Raw genomic sequence first — 19182 nt, forward strand, 5'->3', positions numbered from 1 at the left:
CCTCCTCCTCTGCGCCCCGGCCCCACCCCACCCAACACACCCCCCCCCCACACCCCCCCCACGGACCGAAGTCACGAGCCGCGCTGTGCAACGGACCGAACTCACCAGCTCGGCGACGGCTACGCGGGACCTCCGTGGCGCGTGCTCAGCTCGCCACGGCGATCCGCCGTCGGGCCGCGGGCAGCCTGCTGACCAGACCGTGGCGCGGGCTGAACAGGTAGACGAGCAGGAACGCGGCCCCCTGGACGAGGACGACGAGCCCGCCCGAGGCGGCGTCGAGCCAGTAGCTGAGGTAGATACCCACCACCGAGCAGGCGGCCGACAGCACGGGGGCGATCACGAGCATGCGCCCGAACCGGTCGGTGAGCAGGTGCGCGGTGGCGCCGGGGATGATCAGCATCGCCACGACCAGGATCACACCGACCACCTGGAGGGCGACGACGGCGGTCAGCGCGAGGAGCCCGAGCAGCAGGGCACCGAGGAACCGGGGCGAGAGCCCTATGGCGTGGGCGTGCATGGGGTCGAACGCGTACAGCGTCAGGTCGCGGCGCTTGAGGACCAGGATCACGAAGGCGATCGTGGCCAGGACGGCGATCTGGACGAGGTCGGGGTTGGAGACGCCGAGGATGTTGCCGAAGATGATGTGGTTCAGGTCGGTGTTGCTCGGCGTGACCGAGATGAGGACGAGGCCGAGCGCGAAGAGGGTCGTGAACACGATCCCTATCGCGGCGTCCTCCTTGATCCGGCTCGTGCCGCGGATCGCGCCGATGAGGGCGACGGCGAGGAACCCGAACACGAGGGCCCCGAGCGCGAACGGCGCACCGAGCACGTAGGCGATCACCACACCGGGCAGGACGGCGTGGGAGACGGCGTCACCCATCAGCGACCAGCCGACCAGGACCAGCCAGCACGAGAGCAGCGCGCAGACGATCGCGGCGATCACCGTCGTCACGAGGGCGCGGACCATGAAGTCGAACTGCAGCGGCTCCAGCAGGAGGTCGAGGAGGCTCATGCGGATCCCTCCCGGTCGAAGTTCCTGTCGCGGTCCCTGTCAAGATCCCTGTCCGAGTCTCTGTCCGAATCTCTGTCGAGCACGTCCAGCCCGAACGCGCGGGCGAGGTTGTCCGGCCGTAGCGCCTCCGCGACCCCGCCGTGGAACAGGACCCGGTGCAGCAGGAGCACCGCCTCGTCCGCGAGCCGGGGGAGGGCGTGCAGGTCGTGGGTGGAGACCAGGACGGTCCGGCCGTCGTCGGCGAGCTCCCTGAGCAGCCGCACGATGGTGGCCTCCGAGCGTTTGTCGACGCCGGCGAAGGGTTCGTCCAGCAGCAGGATCCGGGCGTCCTGCGCGATGCCGCGGGCGACGAACGCACGCTTTCGCTGCCCGCCCGAGAGCTGCCCGATCTGCCGGTCGGCGTAGCCGGTGAGCTCCACCCGCTCGAGAGCCTCGGCGACGGCGGCGTGGTCGGCGTGCCGGGCCCGCCGGGTCGGGCCCTGGCGGCCGTAGCGGCCCATCATGACCACGTCCCGGACGGAGACCGGGAAGGCCCAGTCGACGTCCTCGCTCTGCGGCACGTACCCGACCAGGCCCTGCTTGCGGGCCGCGACCGGGGCGGCGCCGTCGATCAGGACGGTCCCGGTGTCGGGGCGGACCGTCCCCATGATCGCCTTGAACAGCGTCGACTTGCCCGACCCGTTCATGCCGACGAGCCCGGTCACCCGGCCGGGGGCGACGCCGAGGGACACGCCGTCAAGGGCCACCACCTCGCCGTAGCGGACGACGACGTCGGACACCTCGATGGCTGGAGTCTGGTTCGCAGTCGTCACGAGTCGCTCCCGGTGAGGGCGTCGACGATCGTCGTGGTGTCGTACCGGATCAGGTCGAGGTAGGTCGGCACCGGCCCGTCGGCCGCGGAGAGCGAGTCGACGTAGAGCGTGCCGCCGAACGCAGCGCCGGTCGCCTCCACCACCTGCTGCATGGGCTTGTCGGAGACCGTCGACTCGCAGAACACGGCCGGGACGTCGTTGGCCTGGACGAACTCGATGGCCGAGGTGATCTGCTGCGGGGTGGCCTGCTGCTCGGCGTTCACGGGCCAGATGTACTGCTCGGTCAGCCCGGCGTCGCGGGCGAGGTAGGAGAACGCGCCCTCGCAGGTCACCAGCGCCCGCTGGTTCTCAGGCAGCGCCGACAGCCCCGTGACGAGCTCGTCCTGCACCTTCTGCAGCTCCGCCTGGTACGCGGCGCCGTTGGCCTCGAAGTCGGCGGCGTGGGCCGGGTCGAGCTCGGCGAACGCGTCGACCATGTTGTCGACGTAGAGCTGGACGTTCACCGGGCTCATCCACGCGTGCGGGTTCGGCTTGCCCGCGTAGGCGTCCTCCGTGATGTCCAGCGGCTCCACGCCGTCGGACACGACGACGTGCGGCACGTCCACCGACTCCACGAACTGCCCGAACCACGACTCGAGGTTGAGCCCGTTGTCCAGGATCAGGTCGGCCTCGGACGCTTTCGCGATATCGCGCGGCGTCGGCTCGTACCCGTGGATCTCCGCACCGACCTTGGTGATCGACTCCACCCGTAGATGGTCGCCGGCCACGTTCTGCGCGACGTCCGCGAGCACGGTGAACGTGGTCAGTACCACCGGCCGGTCGTCGGACCCCGAACCCTGTGCCGAGGCCGCACAGCCTGACATGGCCCCCGCGGCCACGACCAGGGGGAGCGCGAGGCGGACGGCGGCGGCGCGGCGAGTGCTGGGCATGGCATGACCCTAAAAGTTCGGACACCCGAACACAAGCACGCGCAGGCCCAAACTTCTGCCGAATGTTGCTCTCCGCGCTCCTCGTGCCGACCTCCCGCCTGCCTCGCGCGAACGGTCCGGGCGGAAAGTTAGGTTAACCTCACAACGCCCGCGGGCACAGATCAGGCAGGCCCCGGGATCTCGCCCGAGCCGCGCACGATGAGGCGCGTCGGCACCACGACCTGCCGCGCGGCGCTGGTGTCGCCCTCCAGGTGCGCGAAGAGCCGCTCCGCCGCGAGGCGGCCGATGCGGTCCGGGTCCTGCGCGATGGTCGTCACCGCAGGCTTCATGAGGTCGCCCGTCTCGACATCGTCGAACCCGACCAGGGCGATGTCATTCTCCCGGCCGAGCTGCTGCAGGGCCCGGATGGTGCCGATCGTGATCAGGTTCTGGCTGGAGAAGATCGCGGTCGGCGGATCGGGGAGCGCGAGGAGCGTACGGACGACGGCGGTGGCGCTCGCGTCGTCGTGCAGGCCGAGCACCATCAGGGCGGGGTCTGCGTCGATCCCGGCCGTGGCGAGCTCGGTCAGGTAGCCCTCGCGGCGCAGGCGCGCCGTCTCGATGCGTTCGAGGTCGCCGAGGAACGCGATCCTCCGGTGCCCGTACGAGGCCAGGTGGCGGACGGCGTCGCGTGCGCCGTCGACGTTCCCCGTCACCACGCAGTCGGTCTCGATGCCGTGCGGCGTCCGGTCGACGCACACCAGCGGCGTCCCGCGGTCGACGTGCACCCGCAGGTACGACTGGTCGTCGCGGACCGGCGTGACGATGAACCCGTCGACCCGGCGCCGGGCGAGCGCGGTGACCGCCCGCAGCTCCGCGGCCGGGTCGTCCTCCAGGCTCGCCGCGAGCACCGCGTAGCCGTACTCGGTGGCCACGCGTTCGATCGCGCGGTGCACCTGCGCGGCGAACGGGTTGGCCACGCTGGAGACGAGGAGACCGAGGGTGCGGGAGCGGCCGTCGGACCGGCGCAGGTTGCCTGCCTGCAGGTCCGGCTCGTAGTGCAGGTCGGCCGCGGCGCGGTTGACGCGTTCGGCGGTCGCGGGGGAGACGTTGGGCTCGCCGTTGATGACCCGCGAGACCGTCTTGATGCCGACGCCGGCGACACGCGCCACGTCGCGCATGGTCGGCCGCCGGTGGCGCACCGTCGGCGAGGAATCGTCTGACACCGATGTCATATCTGGGCCGCTCCTTTGCGTTGTTGCCTTGACCCTACCGGGAGTTTCGGTTAGACATGGACCTGACAACGTTGTCGGGCAACCGGCCCCACGAAGGAGTTCGACGGTGAACACACTGACCAATGACCGACCCGCGCTGCGGCGCGGTATCGCGCTGACCGGCGCCATCGCACTCGGGGCGCTCGGCCTCACCGCGTGCGGCGACAGTGACAGCGGTGACAACGGTGTCGGCGTCTCGCTGATCGTCAAGACGACGACGAACCCGTTCTTCGTCGCGATGCAGGACGGCGCGGAGGCCGCCGCCGTCGACCACGACGTGAACCTGACCATGGCCGCGGGCAAGGCGGACGGCGACGAGGAGACCCAGATCCAGGCGATCGAGAACGCGATCGCCCGGGGTGACGCGGGCATCCTCATCACGCCGAACGGCCCGTCCGTCGTGGACGCGCTGAAGAAGGCGCGCGATGCGGGGCTGTACGTGATCGCCCTGGACACGCCGCCGGACCCCGCCGACGCCGTCGACATCACGTTCGCCACCGACAACCGCCAGGCCGGCGTGCTGATCGGCGAGTGGGCCGCCGCCCAGCTGGACGGCGAGAAGGCCACGATCGCCCTGCTCGACCTCTTCGACGACAAGGTCGTCTCGGTCGACTACGACCGCGACCAGGGGTTCCTCGAGGGCATGGGGATCGACGTCGCCGACCCGGCGGTCAACGGCGACGAGGCCCCCACCGGGACCTACAGCGGCGGCGACTACGAGATCGTGGGCAACGAGGCGAGCCAGGGAGCCGAGGACGGCGGGCGCACCGCGATGGAGAACCTGCTCACCAAGAACCCGGACGTCAACGTCGTCTACACGATCAACGAGCCGGCTGCCTACGGCGCGTACCAGGCCCTGGAAGCGGCGGGCCGCGAGAAGGACGTCGTCCTGGTCTCCGTCGACGGCGGCTGCGCGGGCGTCGACAACGTGAAGGAAGGCGTCATCGGCGCCACGAGCCAGCAGTACCCGGTGAAGATGGCCGAGCTGGGCGTCGAGGCGATCGCCGAGCTGGCCGAGTCGGGTACCAAGCCCGAGACCACCGAGGGGCTCGACTTCTTCGACACCGGCGTCGCGCTCGTGACGGACACACCCGCCGACGGCGTCGAGTCCATCGACTCGGCCGCCGCCGCCGACCTCTGCTGGGGCTGACGATGAGCACCTCCACCCTGCCCGCCGCCGCTCACGAACCGGCGCACGAAGCGGCCGCCCAGTTCCTCGACCGCCGGACCCCGCTCGAACGCGCACGCGGCGTGCTGCACCGCTACCCTGCGCTGAGCCCGGCGATCGTGCTCGTCGTGTCCGTGATCGTCTTCGGCCTGCTCAACGACCGGTTCTGGGCGCCGGCGAACCTGTCCCTGATCACGCAGCAGGTGGCGGTGGTGGGCACCCTCGCCGTCGCCCAGACGCTCGTGATCCTCACCGCGGGCATCGACCTGTCGGTCGGCGCGACGATGGTCCTCGCCTCCATGGTCATGGCCCAGATCACGACCGCGGCCGGGGCGTCGCCCGTGGTGGCGCTGCTGCTCGGGCTGGTCGTCGGCCTCGCCGCGGGCGGCCTCAACGGGCTGCTCGTGACCCGCTTCAAGCTGCCTCCGTTCATCGCCACGCTGGGCACGCTCAACATCTACCTCGCGGTCACGCTCCTGTACTCGCACGGGGCCACCGTGCGCGGCGGCGACATGCCCGCGGCCCTGACGTGGACGGGAACCACCTTCCCGGTGTTCGGCGTGCGGATCTCCACCGGCGTGATCCTCATGCTCGCCGCCTACCTCGTGGTGGCGTTCGTGCTCTCGCGCACCGCGTGGGGTACGCACGTCTACGCCGTCGGCGACGACCGTGACGCCGCCCGGCTGTCGGGCATCAGCGTCCACCGCGTGCTGGTCAGCGTGTACCTCGCCGCCGGGGCGATCCTGGCGCTCGCCGCCTGGATCCAGATCGGGCGGGCCAACGCCGCGAGCCCCAACGTCGGCATCGACATGAACCTCGACTCGATCACCGCCGTCGTCATCGGCGGGACGAGCCTGTTCGGCGGCCGGGGCACGGTCTGGGGCACCCTGCTCGGCGCGCTGATCGTCGGGGTGTTCCGCAACGGGCTGTCGCTCGCCGGGCTCGACGTGCTCTACCAGACCCTCGCCGTGGGCATCCTCGTGATCGTCGCGGTCTCCCTCGACCAGTGGATCAGGAAGGTGCGCAAGTGACGACCACCGACGCTGACGCGGCCCCCGACACGACAAGCACAGCGGCCGGCGGGCCGCCCGCGGACGAGCGGAAGCCCGTCCTCCAGGCCCGCGGCCTCGTCAAGACCTTCGGCCATGTGGTCGGGCTCGACGGCGTGGACATCGAGCTCTACCGCGGCGAGGTGCTCGCGATCATCGGCGACAACGGCGCCGGCAAGTCGACGCTCGTCAAGTGCCTGACCGGCGCCGAGGTCCCCGACCGGGGCGAGGTCCTCCTCGACGGCGAGCCGGTGCACTTCAAGCGGCCGCAGGACGCGCGGGCGGCCGGGATCGAGACCGTCTACCAGACGCTCGCCGTCGCCCCGTCGCTCGATGTCGCCGCGAACCTGTTCCTCGGCCGCGAGGTGCGGCGCAAGGGCCCGCTCGGCTCGGTGCTGCGCATGACCGACCGCGCGGGGATGCGGGACCGGGCCCGTCGTGAGCTGCGCGATCTCGGCATCTCGACGCTGCAGGACGTGACGGTTCCCGTCGAGAACCTGTCCGGCGGGCAGCGTCAGGCGGTCGCCGTCGCGCGGGCAGCGGCCTTCGGCTCGAAGGTCGTCGTCCTCGACGAGCCGACGGCGGCCCTCGGCGTCCGTGAGTCGGGTCAGGTGCTGGAGCTGGTGCGCACCCTGCGCGACAAGGGTGTGCCGGTGATCATCATCAGCCACAACATGCCGCAGGTCTTCGAGGTCGCGGACCGGATCCACATCCAGCGGCTCGGCAGGCGTGCGGCGACGATCACGCCGCAGTCGCACACGATGACCGAGGCGGTGGCGATCATGACGGGCGCCGCGGAGGGCTGACGGCGTGGCCCGGGGGCGGTGGCCGGACGTGCGGCCACCGCCCCCGGGCCACGCCCGTGCGGACCGGAGTCGTGGCTCACACCGCGGCGGTGTCCGTGGCCGGGACTTCCGTGGCGGGGATGTCCGTGGTCGTGGCGAGCTGACGGCCGGCCGCGAACTCGTCGGCCAGGCCCTGGAGGCGGGCGTCCGCCAGGGACACGGAGTCCGAGCCGAGCAGCTGGTGCAGCGGCGCGTCGCCGGTGGTCGCGACGGTGATGATCGCCGTAGCGGCCTTCGCGGGGTCGCCGAGCTGTGTCCCCGGCATGTCCAGGTGCTGCTCGACCATCTCGCGGACGGCGGGGTATGCGTCGCTGGTCGACGCGGGCAGGCCGAGCGAGACCGGGCGCAGGAAGTCCGTGCGCATGTAGCCCGGCTCGACGGTGTTCACCCGGATGCCGTAGCCCGCGACCTCCGTGGCCAGGGACTCCGAGATCGCCTCGAGGGCGAACTTGCCGGCGCCGTACAGGCCCCAGCCGGGGAACGGGACCAGCCCGACGATCGACGACACGTTGATGATGTGGCCGCTGCGGTTCGCACGGAAGCCCGGCAGCACAGCGCGCAGCACGTTCCAGACGCCGAAGACCTGGACGTCGAACATCGTGCGGGCGTCGGCGTCGGAGACCTCCTCGACGGCGGCGAGGTAGCCGTACCCGGCGTTGTTCACGACGACGTCAAGGGTGCCGAAGCGCTCGGTGGTGGCGGCGACCGCCTGCGCCACCTGGCTCTCGTCGGCGAGGTCGACCGTCAGGGGCAGCAGCCGGGACGTGTTGGTGCCCTCGAGGGCGCTGGTCAGACGCTCCGTGGAGCGGGTGGTCGCCGCGACGTTGTCGCCGCGCCGGAGCAGCTGCCGGACGAGCTCGAGCCCGAGGCCGCGCGAGGCGCCGGTGACGAACCAGGTGGCGGGTCGGTCGGTGGGGTAGGTCATGGTGATCTGGTCTCCTCAGGAGTCGGGTGGTGAATCGAGGCGGGATACGCCGGCTCGGTGTGCCGGCACCTCAAGACTCCGTCCGGGAAGGCCGCTCCAGGCCGTCATAGCTGGCCCCCCTCGTCCTGGACCGGCCGTGACCAGGACTCAGCGGTCCACCCAGGACAGGTGCGCCGGGGCGAGCCGGTGCCCAGAATGAAGGCATGTCGGAGAAGAACACGGAGCTGTCGGACTTCCTGCGCCGGGCGCGTGGACAGGTCGATGCGTCCCGGGCCGGCCTGCCCGCGGACGGCAGGGTGCGCCGGGTGCCGGGCCTGCGCCGCGAGGAGGTCGCGTTCCTGGCCGGCGTCTCCACCGACTACTACGCGCGGCTGGAACAGGGCCGGCGCATCGTGCCGTCGCCGTCGGTGGTCGACGCCATCGGCCGGGCGCTGGGCCTGGACGAGGCGGGACGCGCCCACCTCGCGGACCTGATCGGCCTCGGCACCGCGACGCCGTCACCGCGCACGCGTCCCGTCCAGCGGGTCCGCCCGGGCCTGTACCAGTTGCTCGACGCCCTGGCCGACGTACCGGTGCTGGTGCTGGGACGCCGCGCCGACGTGCTCGCGCAGAACCGGCTGGGCAAGGCGCTCTTCACCGACTTCGAGCGGTTCCCGGCCCCGCGGCGCAACTACGCGCGCTGGATGTTCCTCGACGACGGCGCGCGGTCGCTGTTCGTCGACTGGGAGGAGCAGGCGCGCGTCGCCGCGCAGAGCCTGCGGCTGGAGGCAGGGAACGACCCGGCGGACCGCGCGACGGCGGCGCTGGTCGCCGAGCTGCGGGAGTCCAGTGCCGAGTTCGACAGGTGGTGGGACGAGCACCGGGTCAACCAGCGCACGCACGGGTCCAAGCGGCTGCGGCATCCGCTGGTCGGCGACCTCACGGTCGGGTACGAGACCCTGCAGCTCCCGGGCGACCAGGACACGACGCTGTACGTCTACTCGACCGAGGCGGGCTCTCCGTCGCAGCGGGCACTGAGTCTTCTCGCGAGCTGGTCGCTGACGGGTGAGGATGCCTCGGGGGTCAACGCACCACGGCGGCAGTAGGCTTCCCGACCCGGCCGCGGGCCACTATCGCGGCGGCCGTCCCTGCGACGACGAACAGGGCGGCCAGACCCAGCCAACCCACCGTCCCGTGCTCGATCGCGGTGGCCGTCACGAGCGCGGGGGCGACCATCGACGCGACGGCGTAGCCGGTCTGGCTGAGGCCCTGGTACGCGCCGGCGTGCTGGGGGTCGGCGAGCTCGAACGCCATGCCCCAGCCGCCCGCCTCGCCGAGGATCTCGCCCAGGGAGTGGGCGAGCGCCGCGACCACCAGCAGGGCGCAGGCGGCGGCGAGGTTGCCGTACCCGGCCAGTGCGTACAGGACGCAGGCCGCCGCGAGCAGCCAGGACGCGCGCCGGACGGTGACTCCCGCGTGGCGGACGTCGTGCGTCCCCCGCGACGCGCGCACCTGCAGCGAGGCCACCACCACCGTGTTGAGGACGAGCAGCACCGCGACCATCGCCGTCGGGGCCTCTGTGGTGGCCACCCAGAGCGGGACGCCGACGGTCTGGAGACCGAAGTGCATGGCCACGACGGAGTTGCAGGCCACGGCGGCGACGTACCGGCGGTCCCGCCACGGCGAGGATCCGCGCTGCGGGCCCTGCTCGTCGGTGGGCTGCTCGGTGGCTGCGTGCTGGACCATCCTGGCGGCGAGCTCGGGGACCTGGCGGCCGAGCCGCGCGAGCGGCAGGGCGGCCAGGAGGAGCAGGACGCCGACGGCGAGCATCGCCGTCCGATAGGCGGCAGGGGTGTCCACCAGGAGGGCGGCCGCGGCGGCCACCGTGCCCAGACCGATGAACACGTTGGTGACCACGCGCATGCGGGCGCGGACCTCGACGCGCTCCGGCCCGGTGTACCACCGTGCGAGCATCGCCTGCTTGGACGAGCCGCTCGCCGAGCGCATACCGATGGCGAGGCACGCGACCAGGGTGAACACGACGGCGTCGGACGCGAAGGTGTAGGCGAGCATCGCCAGCCCGTTCAGGCCCGTGGCCCAGGCCTGGACGTGATGGGCGCCGACCCGGTCCGACAGCCACCCGGCCGTGTAGGCGGCCAGTACTCCCACACCACCCGCTATGCCCAAACCGAGGCCCACCGTCGTGGCGCCGAGCCCGATGACGCGCGTGAAGTACAGGGCGCTGACGGTGTAGAAGACGCCGCTGGACAGGGCGAACGCCATGGTGCTGAGGGTCAGGGAGCGCGCGACACGGTCGCTGGGGAAGAAGGTCTGCTGCACGCCCCTTTGTCCGCCGCGCGGGGTACCCGGATCAATTGATGTAGCGTCCGGCTACATGGAACGTCAGCGGTCCGGCGGACTGATCGAGTACGAGCTCGCCGGGATGGACGTCGCTGACGTGCGCTTCGCGGTGTCGCCGCTCACCGAGCTCACCCTGTCCCTGCGCACCTTCCGTGACCCCGGCCGCTACCCGGTGCACCTGCCCTGGCTCCAGCGCACCGAGCGGGCGCGTTCCGCGCTGGACCTGTCGCTGCTGCGGGCGCTGACCAACTCCGTGCTGTGGACGCCCGACTACCTCACGCCCCGGCCGTACAGCCCGCTCACCCGCATCGGGGACGAGCTCGCCGCCGTCGAGAACGTCCACCTCCCACGGATGCTCGACGACCTGCGCGCCGTCCACCCCGACGTGCTGCCCGCGCCGCTGCGCGGCAGCCCCGAGACGGTCCGCGATCGCATCGCGACGGCCCTGCGCACGTACTGGGACACCTGCTTCGAGCCCTGGTGGCCGCGCATGCGCGCGGTTCTCCAGGCCGACGTCGTCCACCGCGGGCAGGTCATCTCCGCCTACGGGACGGCGGCGATGTTCGCCGACCTCAGCGACCGCGTGCGGCTGGTCGACGGCGTCGTGCGCGTGCGCCTGGGCACCGACGCCCGGTTCCGGCGGCCCACCACCGGCGAAGGCCTCACTCTCGTGCCGACGCTGTTCACCCGCGGGGCGACAGCCCCGATCTCACCGGAGGAACCGCCCGTCGTCATGTACGGCGCGCGCGGCGTCGGGACGCTCTGGCAGGCCGAGCCCCGGCGCGCGCCCGCGGCGCTCGCGGGTCTGGTGGGTGCGCCGCGGGCCGGGCTGCTCACGGTCCTGGCGGCGCCGGCGTCGTCCACCGAGCTGGCGGGCCGGCTCGGGGTGACCACGTCCGCCGTCAACCAGCACCTGCGGGCGCTGCGCGATGCGGGCCTGCTCACCAGTGCGCGGCACGGGCGTTCGGTTCTGTACCTGCGCTCCGAGCTGGGCGACGCCCTGGTCGCAGGTGTCGGTGCTGGTGCAGGCGTCGGCGCGGACGGGGCGAGCTCTCGGGCCTGAGCCCGCTCACTGGAGACGTCTGAGGTCCTGCGCGATCTCGACGGTCAGCTCCACGGCCCGGGCGGCGAGCGGGGAGAGGGTGCGGTGGGCCCGGCGGAGCAGGTAGAGCTCGCGGTGCGCCACGGCCGGGCGCAGCTCGTGGATGCTCAGCGTCTCGTCGGTGGTCGCACCGGCGCCGTGGATGGCCAGCCAGGGGAGGATCGCCGAGCCCAGACCGGCGCGGGTCATCGAGAGCACGGCCTCGTTGCCGCCGGCCCGGAACATGTACTCGGGCCGGACGCCGCTCGCGGCGAGCGCCTCCTCGAGGGCCGGCTGCGCGCAGTCCGGCGGCCAGGCGACCATCGGCGCCCCGTCGAGCGCGGCGAGGTCCACGGGGCCGTCGGGAAAGCGCCCGCGGGCGGCCACGAGGAAGTACGGGTCGTCGAGAAGCTTGACGTACGCGACTCCGGCGTCGTCCTTGCGGACGTCGTAGAAGAGCAGGTCGACCCGTGCGAGGTCGGGGGAGTCGGACTCGTCCTCGGAGAGCCGGATCTCGCAGCCGGGGAACTCGTCGAGGAGCCTGCGGACCAGGACCGGGAGCAGGGTGTTGGACACGCTCTGGAAGGTGCCGATCGTGAGGCGGCCCTCGCCTGCCTTGAACCCTTCGACGGCGGCGTCCAGGGCGTCGGCCCTGGCGAGCAGCTCGGCGGCGTGCACCTGCACCACGCTGCCGAGCGGGGTGAGCTGGACCGGGCGCGGGCCACCCGGCCGGTCGAACACGCGGCCGCCGACGGCGCGCTCGAGGCCGGCGATGTGCTGGCTGACGGTCGACTGGGTGTATCCGAGCCGCGCGGCCGCTCGGCCGAACGACCCCTCGCCGATGACAAAGGCGAAGGTCGCGAGGTGCCGGAGCTCCACGTCGGTCATGGCAGCAAAGGTACATCGCCAGATGCGATCGCCACCATCGTATTTCATCGCTTTTCACGATGGCGGAGCGGTCCTAGCGTTACTGCCATGACCACACACATTCGATCTGCGTTCTGGATCCCGGTCTTCGACGAGCTGGCGGACCCGCGGGTGGTGGCACGGCTCGCGGCCGAGGCCGAGGAGGTCGGCTGGGACGGGTTATTCCTCTGGGACCACGTCGCGTGGGCCGCGCCCGTGCAGCAGGTGGGCGACCCGTGGATCGCCCTCGCCGCGGCGGCGACCGCTACCGAGTCGATACGGCTGGGGCCCATGGTCACGCCGGTCGCCCGCCGTCGGCCCGTGAAGCTGGCCAGGGAGACCGCCTCGCTGGACCAGCTCTCCGGCGGCAGGCTGACCCTCGGCGTCGGGCTGGGCAGCGACGTCTACGGCGCGGAGTTCGTCAGCACCGGGGAGGAGGTCGACGCGCGGGTCCGGGCGGAGCTGCTGGACGAGACGCTGGAGATCCTCACCGCTGCCTGGGCGGGGCTGCCCGTGCACCACCGCGGCAAGCACTACGTGGTCGACGACATCACCTTCCTGCCGACACCCGTGCAGGAGCAGCGGGTGCCGGTCTGGGTCGCGGGCTACGCGGGCCGCGTCAACCCGATGCGCCGCGCGGCGAGGTTCGACGGCTACTTCCCGATCGGCGTCCGGCACCCCGACCAGATAGCCGAGCTGCGCGAGACGATCAGCGGCCTCCGGGCGGACCCCTCGGCGCCCTACGACCTGGTGGTACCGGTCGCGCCCGGTGCGGACCCCGCCGGGTACGCCGCCGCCGGTGCCACCTGGTGCCTGACGGAGCTCGACCCGGAGGAGATGACTCTCGACCACGTACGGGGAGTCCTCCGGGACGGGCCTCCCACCACGTCGCGCAAGGAGGCGGTAGCACGATGAGCACCTTCGTACTGATCCACGGTGGCGGAGACGTCGGCTGGCACTTTCACCGGGTCGAGGCCGAGCTGCGAGCGCGCGGGCACGACGTCGTGGCTCCCGACCTTCCGGCCGACGACGACTCGAAGACCCTGGTGGACTACGCGGACGTCGTCGTGGAGGCCGTCGGCTCGAAGCGGGACGTGGTCGTCGTCGGCCACTCGTTCGGCGCGTTCACCGCACCGCTCGTCGCCGAGCGGCTGCGCGCGGATGCGCTGGTCCTGCTGGCCGGGATGGTCCCGACGCCGGGGGAGTCGCCGGACGACTGGTGGGCGAACACCGGCTACGGGAGCGCGGTGGCGGAGGCGGCCGAGCGGGACGGTGGCCTGACCGGCAGTGCGGACCCGTACGTGAGCTTCTATCACGACGTGCCGCGGGAGATCGCGGAGGAAGCGATGAGCAAGGAGCGTGCGCATCCGTCGAGCGCCGCGTCGGCGGCTCCGTGGCCCCTGGCCGCGTGGCCGGACGTGCCCACCCGGTTCCTGCTGTGCAGCGAGGACCGCTTCTTCCCGCCGGACTTCTTCCGCCGGCTGGTCGCCGACCGCCTGGGCATCGTGCCCGACGAGATCGCCGGCAGCCACTGCGTCGCGCTGGCCCGGCCCGTGGAGCTCGCGGACAGGCTGGAGGCGTACGCCGCCGTCGTGCCGGGATAGCGGGCGGATGCGGCGGATCGGGACGTTCTACCCCTGCAGTGCTCTATCCGCATCTATGCTCTCTCCATGCTGCGTGATCCGGACGAGGGCTCCGCGTTCGTGTTCGATCTGGTCGAGCACGACGAGCCTGACCCGGACCGTCCGCCTGCATCTCTCGGCGCGAACGGCACTGTCGATGTGGCGGCCCCCACTGCCTCGGACGGCGCCGACCTTGAGCCGGCCACGCCGCCCGCGCGCGAGCCGGGTGCCGGGTGGCGGACCGTCCTGACGGCTGCTGCGGTCCTGGCGATCGCGCTCGGGACGGGCATCGCCTCGGACGGCGTGCGGGACGCCGCGCGGATCGAGCGGATGCGCGACTTCGGCGGCGCTGTCGAGGACGTGTCGACGCCGCTGACAGAGCGGTGGGTGTGGGACGGGACCGTCGGCCTCGCCGACCTGGGCTGGGACGCAACCGAGGCGACAGTTCTCGGCGACGTGCTGGCGTTCCAGTCCGGCCGCGATCTGGTCGCGCTGGATCCCGCGACCGGCGAGGAAGCCTGGGTCGTCCCGCTCGGCGACGATCCGGCGTGCGGGCCGACAGGCGTCTCGCCCGAGCAGGGCATGCCGGCCCGTTCGGTATCGGTGATGGTGTGCCTGTACGGCGCCGCCGCGGACCGCGAGGCCGTGACCGTGCGGCCCGACGGCACGGTCTCCGCACCGCGGACGCTCAACCCCTCGGACACGCGCCGGTATGGGCCGGCCCGGCCAGGACCCGACGGAACCGTCCTGCGTGCGACGCGGATCGGGCCGGAGTCAGAGGTGGACCTGGGCGACGCCAGGTGCGAGGACACGGGGGAGTGCAGCGGGACCATCGCCGCCGGACGGGATATCGAGCTCCGGGCCGAGGGTGCCGTCACCGGAGAGGAGCTTTGGACCGTTACCGTCCCGTTCGAGGGGGCGGAGGCCTGGGAGTGCTGGAACGATTCCTGGGAGGGCCAGACGTCGGGCTTCGACGGGGAGGTCCACCCGGACGGGTTCGGCGGGCAGGTCACCGCCGACCTCGTCCGGCTGTACGGGTGCGGCGTCGCGGCCGCCGTCACCCCGGACGGATTGCTGCTGGATCCTGAGTCCGAGCCGGGGGAGGGTCACGTGGAAAGCCTTGTCCTGGGCGGCTACGCGTGGCTGGACCAGAGCGGTCCGGCGCGCACCGTCATCTATGACGATGACGGCGCCGTCATCGTCGACGTCTCCAGCTATGTGCGCGGCCCGGGTGTCGCGGACGGAGCGGGTCCGGACACCTTGCTCGGTACCGACGACATCGGAGGGCGCCTGCTCGCCTACGACGCGGACGGTGCCCCACGCTGGGACGTCGCGGCCCAGGCTCCCGAGCACTCGTTCCTCGCACAGGTGGGCCGGACCGCCGTCGTCACGGCGCAGGGCGAGGACGACGTGCGCGGGCTCGACGTCGACACGGGCACGGAACGGTGGCAGTGGGACACGGGGGCAGCAGGAGACTGGGTGCTCGAGACCTTCACCGACGGCCGGGCCGTACTGCTGCACCTGATCCAGGCCGATTCCGGCATCCCCCGGATGGTGTCGCTCGACGCGGCGTCCGGCGAGATTCTCTGGCAGGAGAGCGACGAGGCCGCCGCGGCCAGGCAGGACGTTGCCACGGCCGAGATGGACGAGAACGCGCCCGCCCCGATCCTCGTCGCGGTGGATGGGCACCTGCTCGAGGTCACCCGCACCGGCGTCCGGGGGTTCGGATGAACCAGGGTGCTGCTCAGGCCGCGGCACCCGTCGTGGACTGTGATCTGCGACGCAGGTGATGGCGCCCTGCGTTCTGGTCGGGCACGGGGCTGGAGTTGGGGTAGTATTTCCGTCGGCCCCAAAGGGCCAAAACCGGTAGTGTCGAGCATGCTCGAAACGACCGCGGGCTGTGGCGCAGCTTGGTAGCGCACTTGACTGGGGGTCAAGGGGTCGCAGGTTCAAATCCTGTCAGCCCGACAGATCGCCCCTCACCTGTTTACGCAGGTGAGGGGCGTTTTTCGTCGCTCAGGGACAGGCGCTCAGTGCACGTTGATCGCGTCCAGCCGGTGCGTCCCCCCGTTCAGGAACACGTTGACGCCCTGGACCGTGCCGACGAGCGCCTGGCACTCCTCCGTCAGCGTGGTCAGGTCGACCACTACCTCACCGGGCTCCTGCACCCAGCCGGCCTGGCCCGTCTCGCACCAGGTCCAGTCGGGACCGAGCTGGAGCGCCACCTTGGTGTCGAAGCCGGTGGTCCCTGCCACATCGAGGCGGAGCTCGGTGCGGCCGGTGAGATCGATGCCGCCGGGCCCGGACAACCAGGCGCCGTCGGTCCCGGCCTCGACGGTCAGGATGCCGCCGGACGCGGTAGCCGTCCCGTTCGACCAGCTGGGCACGGCCCAGCCCTGGTCCCCCGCCTCGAAGTCAGCGATCACGACCGGCTGAAGCGGCGACGGCAGCGCGTCGAACTGGAACAGCATCGCGGTGAGCGCTGACCGCTTCACGGAGTGGCCCACCCCGAACGACGTCGAGGACGGCGCCGGCACCACCCCGGTCTCCACCGCCCACGCGACGGCCTCGGCGGAGGCTGCCGGGACGTCGCTGTACACCGTGGTGACGTCCGTGGCGGGCGAGCCGTAGAGGCGCCAGAACGCCTCGGCGACGGCCAGCTTGGTGGCCCCGGCGCGGGGCGCGGCCGGGGTGGCGACGTCGCCCTCCGGGTCGTACGCCCGCAGGAGGGCAGCGAGCTCTCCCGCCTTGACGGCGCGCGTCGGGTAGAAGCGGCCGCCGCTGTCGCCCCAGCGCACGGCCTCGGCGAGACCCTCCTCTGCGAGCCACTCGATCGCCTCGTACTCGGCCATCGTGCGCGGTGTGTCGCGGAAGACGGGCGGCGGCGCGGTGCCGAGCACGGCCTTCAGGTCGTCGACGACGATCGCGCCGGAGGACGCACCGCCGTCGGTGGCGTTGACATAGACGTTGAACTGGCTGACGTTCTCGAGGTCCTCCTGCGTGATCCGACGGTCGGCGTTGCCGGTGTCCCAGGGCGCCGGGCGCCAGTCCGCGAACGGGATGGTCGCCACGTACGGGGCGTCGCCCGCGAGCGAGGGGTACGCCTCGTACGAGACGCCGCCGGCGACGAGCTGGAGCACGAGCTTGTTGCCCGACGCGTCAGGGTCCACCCAGAGCGAGAAGTCCCAGTTGCCCGACCAGTCGGCGCCGACCTGGCGGCCCACGCCGGTGTACGACTGGTTCGCGAAGTCGTAGGCGAGGCGCATCGCGTTGTCGCCCGACCCGACGGAGCCGCCCGTGGCCGCCCGCTCGAGCGTGATGGTGTTGGCGTTGTACTGCACGTACTCGGCGCGCAGCGCGGTGTCGTCACCGTAGCCCTCGAAGTCGTCCATCATGCCGGGCGGGAAGACGGGCTCGGGGCCGAGCACCACCGCCGACGGCACCGTCATCTCGCCCTCGGCTGTGACGACGCGGAGGATGAGGGCGCGGGTCGAGTTGCCGAGCTCGTCGGCGGGGATCGCCCACTCGCCGGTCCACCACAGCTCGCCCGCCGCGGGCGGGGTGAGCTCGACCTCGCCCGCGGCGCCGCCCACGGTCACGGAGGCGCGCTCGACGTCGACGCCGGAGATCGTGGCGCGGAGCGTCGTCGGCCCGGACGCGACGCGCGAGCCGTCCGACGGCGACGCGAGGTGCGCCACCGGAGCCGCGGCCACGGGCTCGGTGACGGCGTCGAAGGCGCCCTCCACCTCGTCCGCGAAGTACGTGTACGGGTCGGCGTGGAAGGCCTGGAAGTCGGGCAGCATCTCGCCCTCGGTCGGCGTCCACGGCGCGTTCGACCCGCCGAAGTTGGCCCACGTGAGCATCCACGCGCTCCGGGAGGCGCGCGGGTCGGCCTCGATCGCCGCCAGGAGGTCAGTGAACCAGGAGGTGTTGAGGTTCTCGCCGTCGGGCTTCATGCCACCTGTCGGGCCGGTCTCGGTGAAGGCGCTGACCTTGCCGCGCTCGTCGGCGAGGTCGGCGATCATGCCGAGGTCCGCCACGACGGTGGCGAGGCGGGCCGGCGACGCGCCCGAGTCGTCGTAGTAGTCGTAGCCGAGCACGTCGACGAAGTCGTCCCCCGGATAGGTACGCAGGTACGTCTCGGCGTCGCCGCCGAAGGTGCCGTTGGGAGACCAGGAGTAGAGCAGGTTGTCGACGCCCTTGACGTCGCGCAGGTACTCCACGGTGAACCGGAAGAGCTCCTTGAACTCGCCGGGCGTGCCGAACGCGGCGCCCCACCAGAACCACGAGCCGGTGTTCTCGTGCCAGGGCCGGAACACGATAGGGATGTGGTTCCCGTCGGCGTCGCGCGCGTTGTCGGCCGCCAGCGCCACGAGGTCGAGGTACGCGCGCAGCTCGGTGTTGTGGGTGCCGCCGGGGAGGACGGCGCGCAGCGTGTCGCCCGAGGTGTCGTAGAAGTCGCCGCCCGTGACCACGTTCTCCATGTGCATCGACAGGGTGCTGATGCCGCCGAGGTCGTGCGCCTCCCGGATGCCTTGTGCCAGGAGCAGGGCGTTCTCCTCGCGAGGCCCGCCGTAGACGCCGGGCGGGATGTTCCCCTCGATGACGAGGGTGTCGAAGCCGAAGACGGCCGGGTGGTCACCCGTCGCGGCCAGCACGTCCGACGAGACGCCGTCACGCGTGGTGAAGGTCTCGCCGACGTCGGTCGTGTGCTGGTGGCCGAACAGGATGCCCTGACCGCGCACGTCGCGCAGGTATGCGAAGAGGCTTCGGGTCTCGGCGGTCGCATCGGCGTCGACCAGGTCGACGACCGGGTCGGTGATCGGCACCGGCTCAGCCGCGGCGGTGGTCGCGAGCGGCACGCCGAGGCCGGTCACGGCGAGGGCGGCCACGGCGAGGGCGGCCAGCCCCGCGAGCAGCCTGCGTGCGGCCGGGCGAGGGGCACGTGCTCGGGCAGAAGGGCTCAACGCTGAACCTCCGGTCACCTCGCGGACAGGCGCGTCGGCGCCGGCCGCGACTGGGATGGGACCGGCCCAACGTAGCGCCGCGGGCTCGCTCGGGTCAGTGGCTGACGCAGGTCCGAATCGTTTAACTGATCGTTTCAGAATGACCTGTCCACCAAGCAGAACCGCTAACTGATCGCGACGGCCGAGAACGACGCGCCGATGCACCAGGCCTACCACCAGGTGACCTGGCCGGACGACGTCCCCGCCACCGTCATCGTGTCGGAGAAGACACCG

At 71.9% G+C, this 19182-nt stretch carries 16 protein-coding genes and 1 tRNA gene; 9 read left to right on the top strand and 8 right to left on the bottom strand.

Annotated elements, in window-relative coordinates:
* Positions 1-145: 145 nt before the first annotated feature.
* The 4 genes from AB0I32_RS18005 to AB0I32_RS18020 all read right to left on the bottom strand — a co-directional run bounded on the left by AB0I32_RS18005 (position 146) and on the right by AB0I32_RS18020 (position 3967).
* On the bottom strand, positions 146-1012 hold the full coding sequence (locus tag AB0I32_RS18005; RefSeq protein WP_357508403.1) for a metal ABC transporter permease: 867 nt from the start codon (positions 1010-1012) through the stop codon (positions 146-148).
* Positions 1009-1824 carry a metal ABC transporter ATP-binding protein gene (locus AB0I32_RS18010; RefSeq protein ID WP_357508405.1) on the bottom strand — a complete coding sequence of 272 codons (816 nt, stop codon included), beginning with the start codon at positions 1822-1824 and terminating at the stop codon, positions 1009-1011. Before AB0I32_RS18010 ends, AB0I32_RS18005 begins: the two co-directional genes overlap by 4 nt.
* Positions 1821-2687: a metal ABC transporter substrate-binding protein gene (locus tag AB0I32_RS18015; protein WP_357508573.1), complete on the bottom strand. Its 867-nt coding sequence runs from the start codon at positions 2685-2687 to the stop codon at positions 1821-1823. Before AB0I32_RS18015 ends, AB0I32_RS18010 begins: the two co-directional genes overlap by 4 nt.
* A 227-nt stretch (positions 2688-2914) precedes the next feature.
* On the bottom strand, positions 2915-3967 hold the full coding sequence (locus AB0I32_RS18020) for a LacI family DNA-binding transcriptional regulator (protein WP_357508407.1): 1053 nt from the start codon (positions 3965-3967) through the stop codon (positions 2915-2917).
* A gap of 115 nt (positions 3968-4082) precedes the next feature.
* Here AB0I32_RS18020 and AB0I32_RS18025 point away from each other — a divergent pair, with 115 nt between their 5' ends.
* The 3 genes from AB0I32_RS18025 (at position 4083) to AB0I32_RS18035 (ending at position 7029) form a co-directional block, all read left to right on the top strand.
* Complete coding sequence (locus AB0I32_RS18025; protein ID WP_357508575.1) at positions 4083-5156, top strand: substrate-binding domain-containing protein; 1074 nt, start codon at positions 4083-4085, stop codon at positions 5154-5156.
* A 2-nt stretch (positions 5157-5158) separates the two neighbouring features.
* The gene (locus AB0I32_RS18030; RefSeq protein WP_357508409.1) at positions 5159-6205 is read left to right on the top strand and encodes an ABC transporter permease; all 1047 of its coding nucleotides are present in this window, start codon (positions 5159-5161) and stop codon (positions 6203-6205) included.
* A 116-nt stretch (positions 6206-6321) separates the two neighbouring features.
* Positions 6322-7029: an ATP-binding cassette domain-containing protein gene (locus tag AB0I32_RS18035; protein ID WP_357508577.1), complete on the top strand. Its 708-nt coding sequence runs from the start codon at positions 6322-6324 to the stop codon at positions 7027-7029.
* Positions 7030-7105: 76 nt separating this feature from the next.
* Here the strand turns inward: AB0I32_RS18035 and AB0I32_RS18040 are convergent, their stop codons facing one another.
* A complete protein-coding gene (locus tag AB0I32_RS18040; protein ID WP_357508411.1) occupies positions 7106-7993 on the bottom strand; it encodes an SDR family NAD(P)-dependent oxidoreductase in 888 nt (295 codons plus the stop codon).
* 203 nt (positions 7994-8196) lie between these two features.
* Here AB0I32_RS18040 and AB0I32_RS18045 point away from each other — a divergent pair, with 203 nt between their 5' ends.
* The gene (locus tag AB0I32_RS18045; protein ID WP_357508413.1) at positions 8197-9078 is read left to right on the top strand and encodes a helix-turn-helix transcriptional regulator; all 882 of its coding nucleotides are present in this window, start codon (positions 8197-8199) and stop codon (positions 9076-9078) included.
* On the opposite strand, the gene AB0I32_RS18050 is transcribed toward AB0I32_RS18045, so the two are convergent.
* Entirely contained in the window at positions 9056-10312 is a 1257-nt protein-coding gene (locus tag AB0I32_RS18050) for an MFS transporter (protein ID WP_357508415.1), read from the bottom strand. The genes AB0I32_RS18045 and AB0I32_RS18050 overlap by 23 nt on opposite strands.
* Before the next feature lie 55 nt (positions 10313-10367).
* On the opposite strand from AB0I32_RS18050, the gene AB0I32_RS18055 reads away from it, so the two are divergent.
* Complete coding sequence (locus AB0I32_RS18055; protein WP_357508417.1) at positions 10368-11396, top strand: DUF5937 family protein; 1029 nt, start codon at positions 10368-10370, stop codon at positions 11394-11396.
* Between the two features lie 6 nt (positions 11397-11402).
* Here the strand turns inward: AB0I32_RS18055 and AB0I32_RS18060 are convergent, their stop codons facing one another.
* Positions 11403-12302 (bottom strand): LysR family transcriptional regulator, encoded by a 900-nt coding sequence (locus AB0I32_RS18060; RefSeq protein ID WP_357508419.1) that lies wholly within the window; start codon positions 12300-12302, stop codon positions 11403-11405.
* An 87-nt stretch (positions 12303-12389) separates the two neighbouring features.
* On the opposite strand from AB0I32_RS18060, the gene AB0I32_RS18065 reads away from it, so the two are divergent.
* The 4 genes from AB0I32_RS18065 (at position 12390) to AB0I32_RS18080 (ending at position 15910) form a co-directional block, all read left to right on the top strand.
* Positions 12390-13235, top strand: a complete 846-nt coding sequence (locus tag AB0I32_RS18065; RefSeq protein ID WP_357508421.1) for an LLM class flavin-dependent oxidoreductase — start codon at positions 12390-12392, stop codon at positions 13233-13235.
* Entirely contained in the window at positions 13232-13924 is a 693-nt protein-coding gene (locus tag AB0I32_RS18070) for an alpha/beta hydrolase (protein WP_357508423.1), read from the top strand. The genes AB0I32_RS18065 and AB0I32_RS18070 overlap by 4 nt, the downstream gene beginning before the upstream one ends.
* Positions 13925-13990: 66 nt before the next feature.
* Complete coding sequence (locus AB0I32_RS18075; protein ID WP_357508425.1) at positions 13991-15673, top strand: PQQ-binding-like beta-propeller repeat protein; 1683 nt, start codon at positions 13991-13993, stop codon at positions 15671-15673.
* Positions 15674-15836: 163 nt separating this feature from the next.
* Positions 15837-15910, top strand: a tRNA-Pro gene (locus tag AB0I32_RS18080).
* A 62-nt stretch (positions 15911-15972) separates the two neighbouring features.
* Here the strand turns inward: AB0I32_RS18080 and AB0I32_RS18085 are convergent.
* Positions 15973-18909 carry a glycosyl hydrolase gene (locus tag AB0I32_RS18085; protein ID WP_357508427.1) on the bottom strand — a complete coding sequence of 979 codons (2937 nt, stop codon included), beginning with the start codon at positions 18907-18909 and terminating at the stop codon, positions 15973-15975.
* Between the last annotated feature and the right edge of the window lie 273 nt (positions 18910-19182).

The organism is Promicromonospora sp. NPDC050249, assembly GCF_040656015.1.
GTDB lineage: Bacteria > Actinomycetota > Actinomycetes > Actinomycetales > Cellulomonadaceae > Promicromonospora.

Excerpts from the sequence above, each read along its gene's own strand:
- AB0I32_RS18005 (WP_357508403.1), bottom strand. The coding sequence starts at position 1,012 with ATGAGCCTCCTCGACCTCCTGCTGGAGCCGCTGCAGTTCGACTTCATG.
- AB0I32_RS18015 (WP_357508573.1), bottom strand. The coding sequence starts at position 2,687 with ATGTCAGGCTGTGCGGCCTCGGCACAGGGTTCGGGGTCCGACGACCGG.
- AB0I32_RS18020 (WP_357508407.1), bottom strand. The coding sequence starts at position 3,967 with ATGACATCGGTGTCAGACGATTCCTCGCCGACGGTGCGCCACCGGCGG.
- AB0I32_RS18030 (WP_357508409.1), top strand. The coding sequence starts at position 5,159 with ATGAGCACCTCCACCCTGCCCGCCGCCGCTCACGAACCGGCGCACGAA.
- AB0I32_RS18040 (WP_357508411.1), bottom strand. The coding sequence starts at position 7,993 with ATGACCTACCCCACCGACCGACCCGCCACCTGGTTCGTCACCGGCGCC.
- AB0I32_RS18045 (WP_357508413.1), top strand. The coding sequence starts at position 8,197 with ATGTCGGAGAAGAACACGGAGCTGTCGGACTTCCTGCGCCGGGCGCGT.
- AB0I32_RS18055 (WP_357508417.1), top strand. The coding sequence starts at position 10,368 with ATGGAACGTCAGCGGTCCGGCGGACTGATCGAGTACGAGCTCGCCGGG.
- AB0I32_RS18060 (WP_357508419.1), bottom strand. The coding sequence starts at position 12,302 with ATGACCGACGTGGAGCTCCGGCACCTCGCGACCTTCGCCTTTGTCATC.
- AB0I32_RS18065 (WP_357508421.1), top strand. The coding sequence starts at position 12,390 with ATGACCACACACATTCGATCTGCGTTCTGGATCCCGGTCTTCGACGAG.
- AB0I32_RS18070 (WP_357508423.1), top strand. The coding sequence starts at position 13,232 with ATGAGCACCTTCGTACTGATCCACGGTGGCGGAGACGTCGGCTGGCAC.
- AB0I32_RS18075 (WP_357508425.1), top strand. The coding sequence starts at position 13,991 with ATGCTGCGTGATCCGGACGAGGGCTCCGCGTTCGTGTTCGATCTGGTC.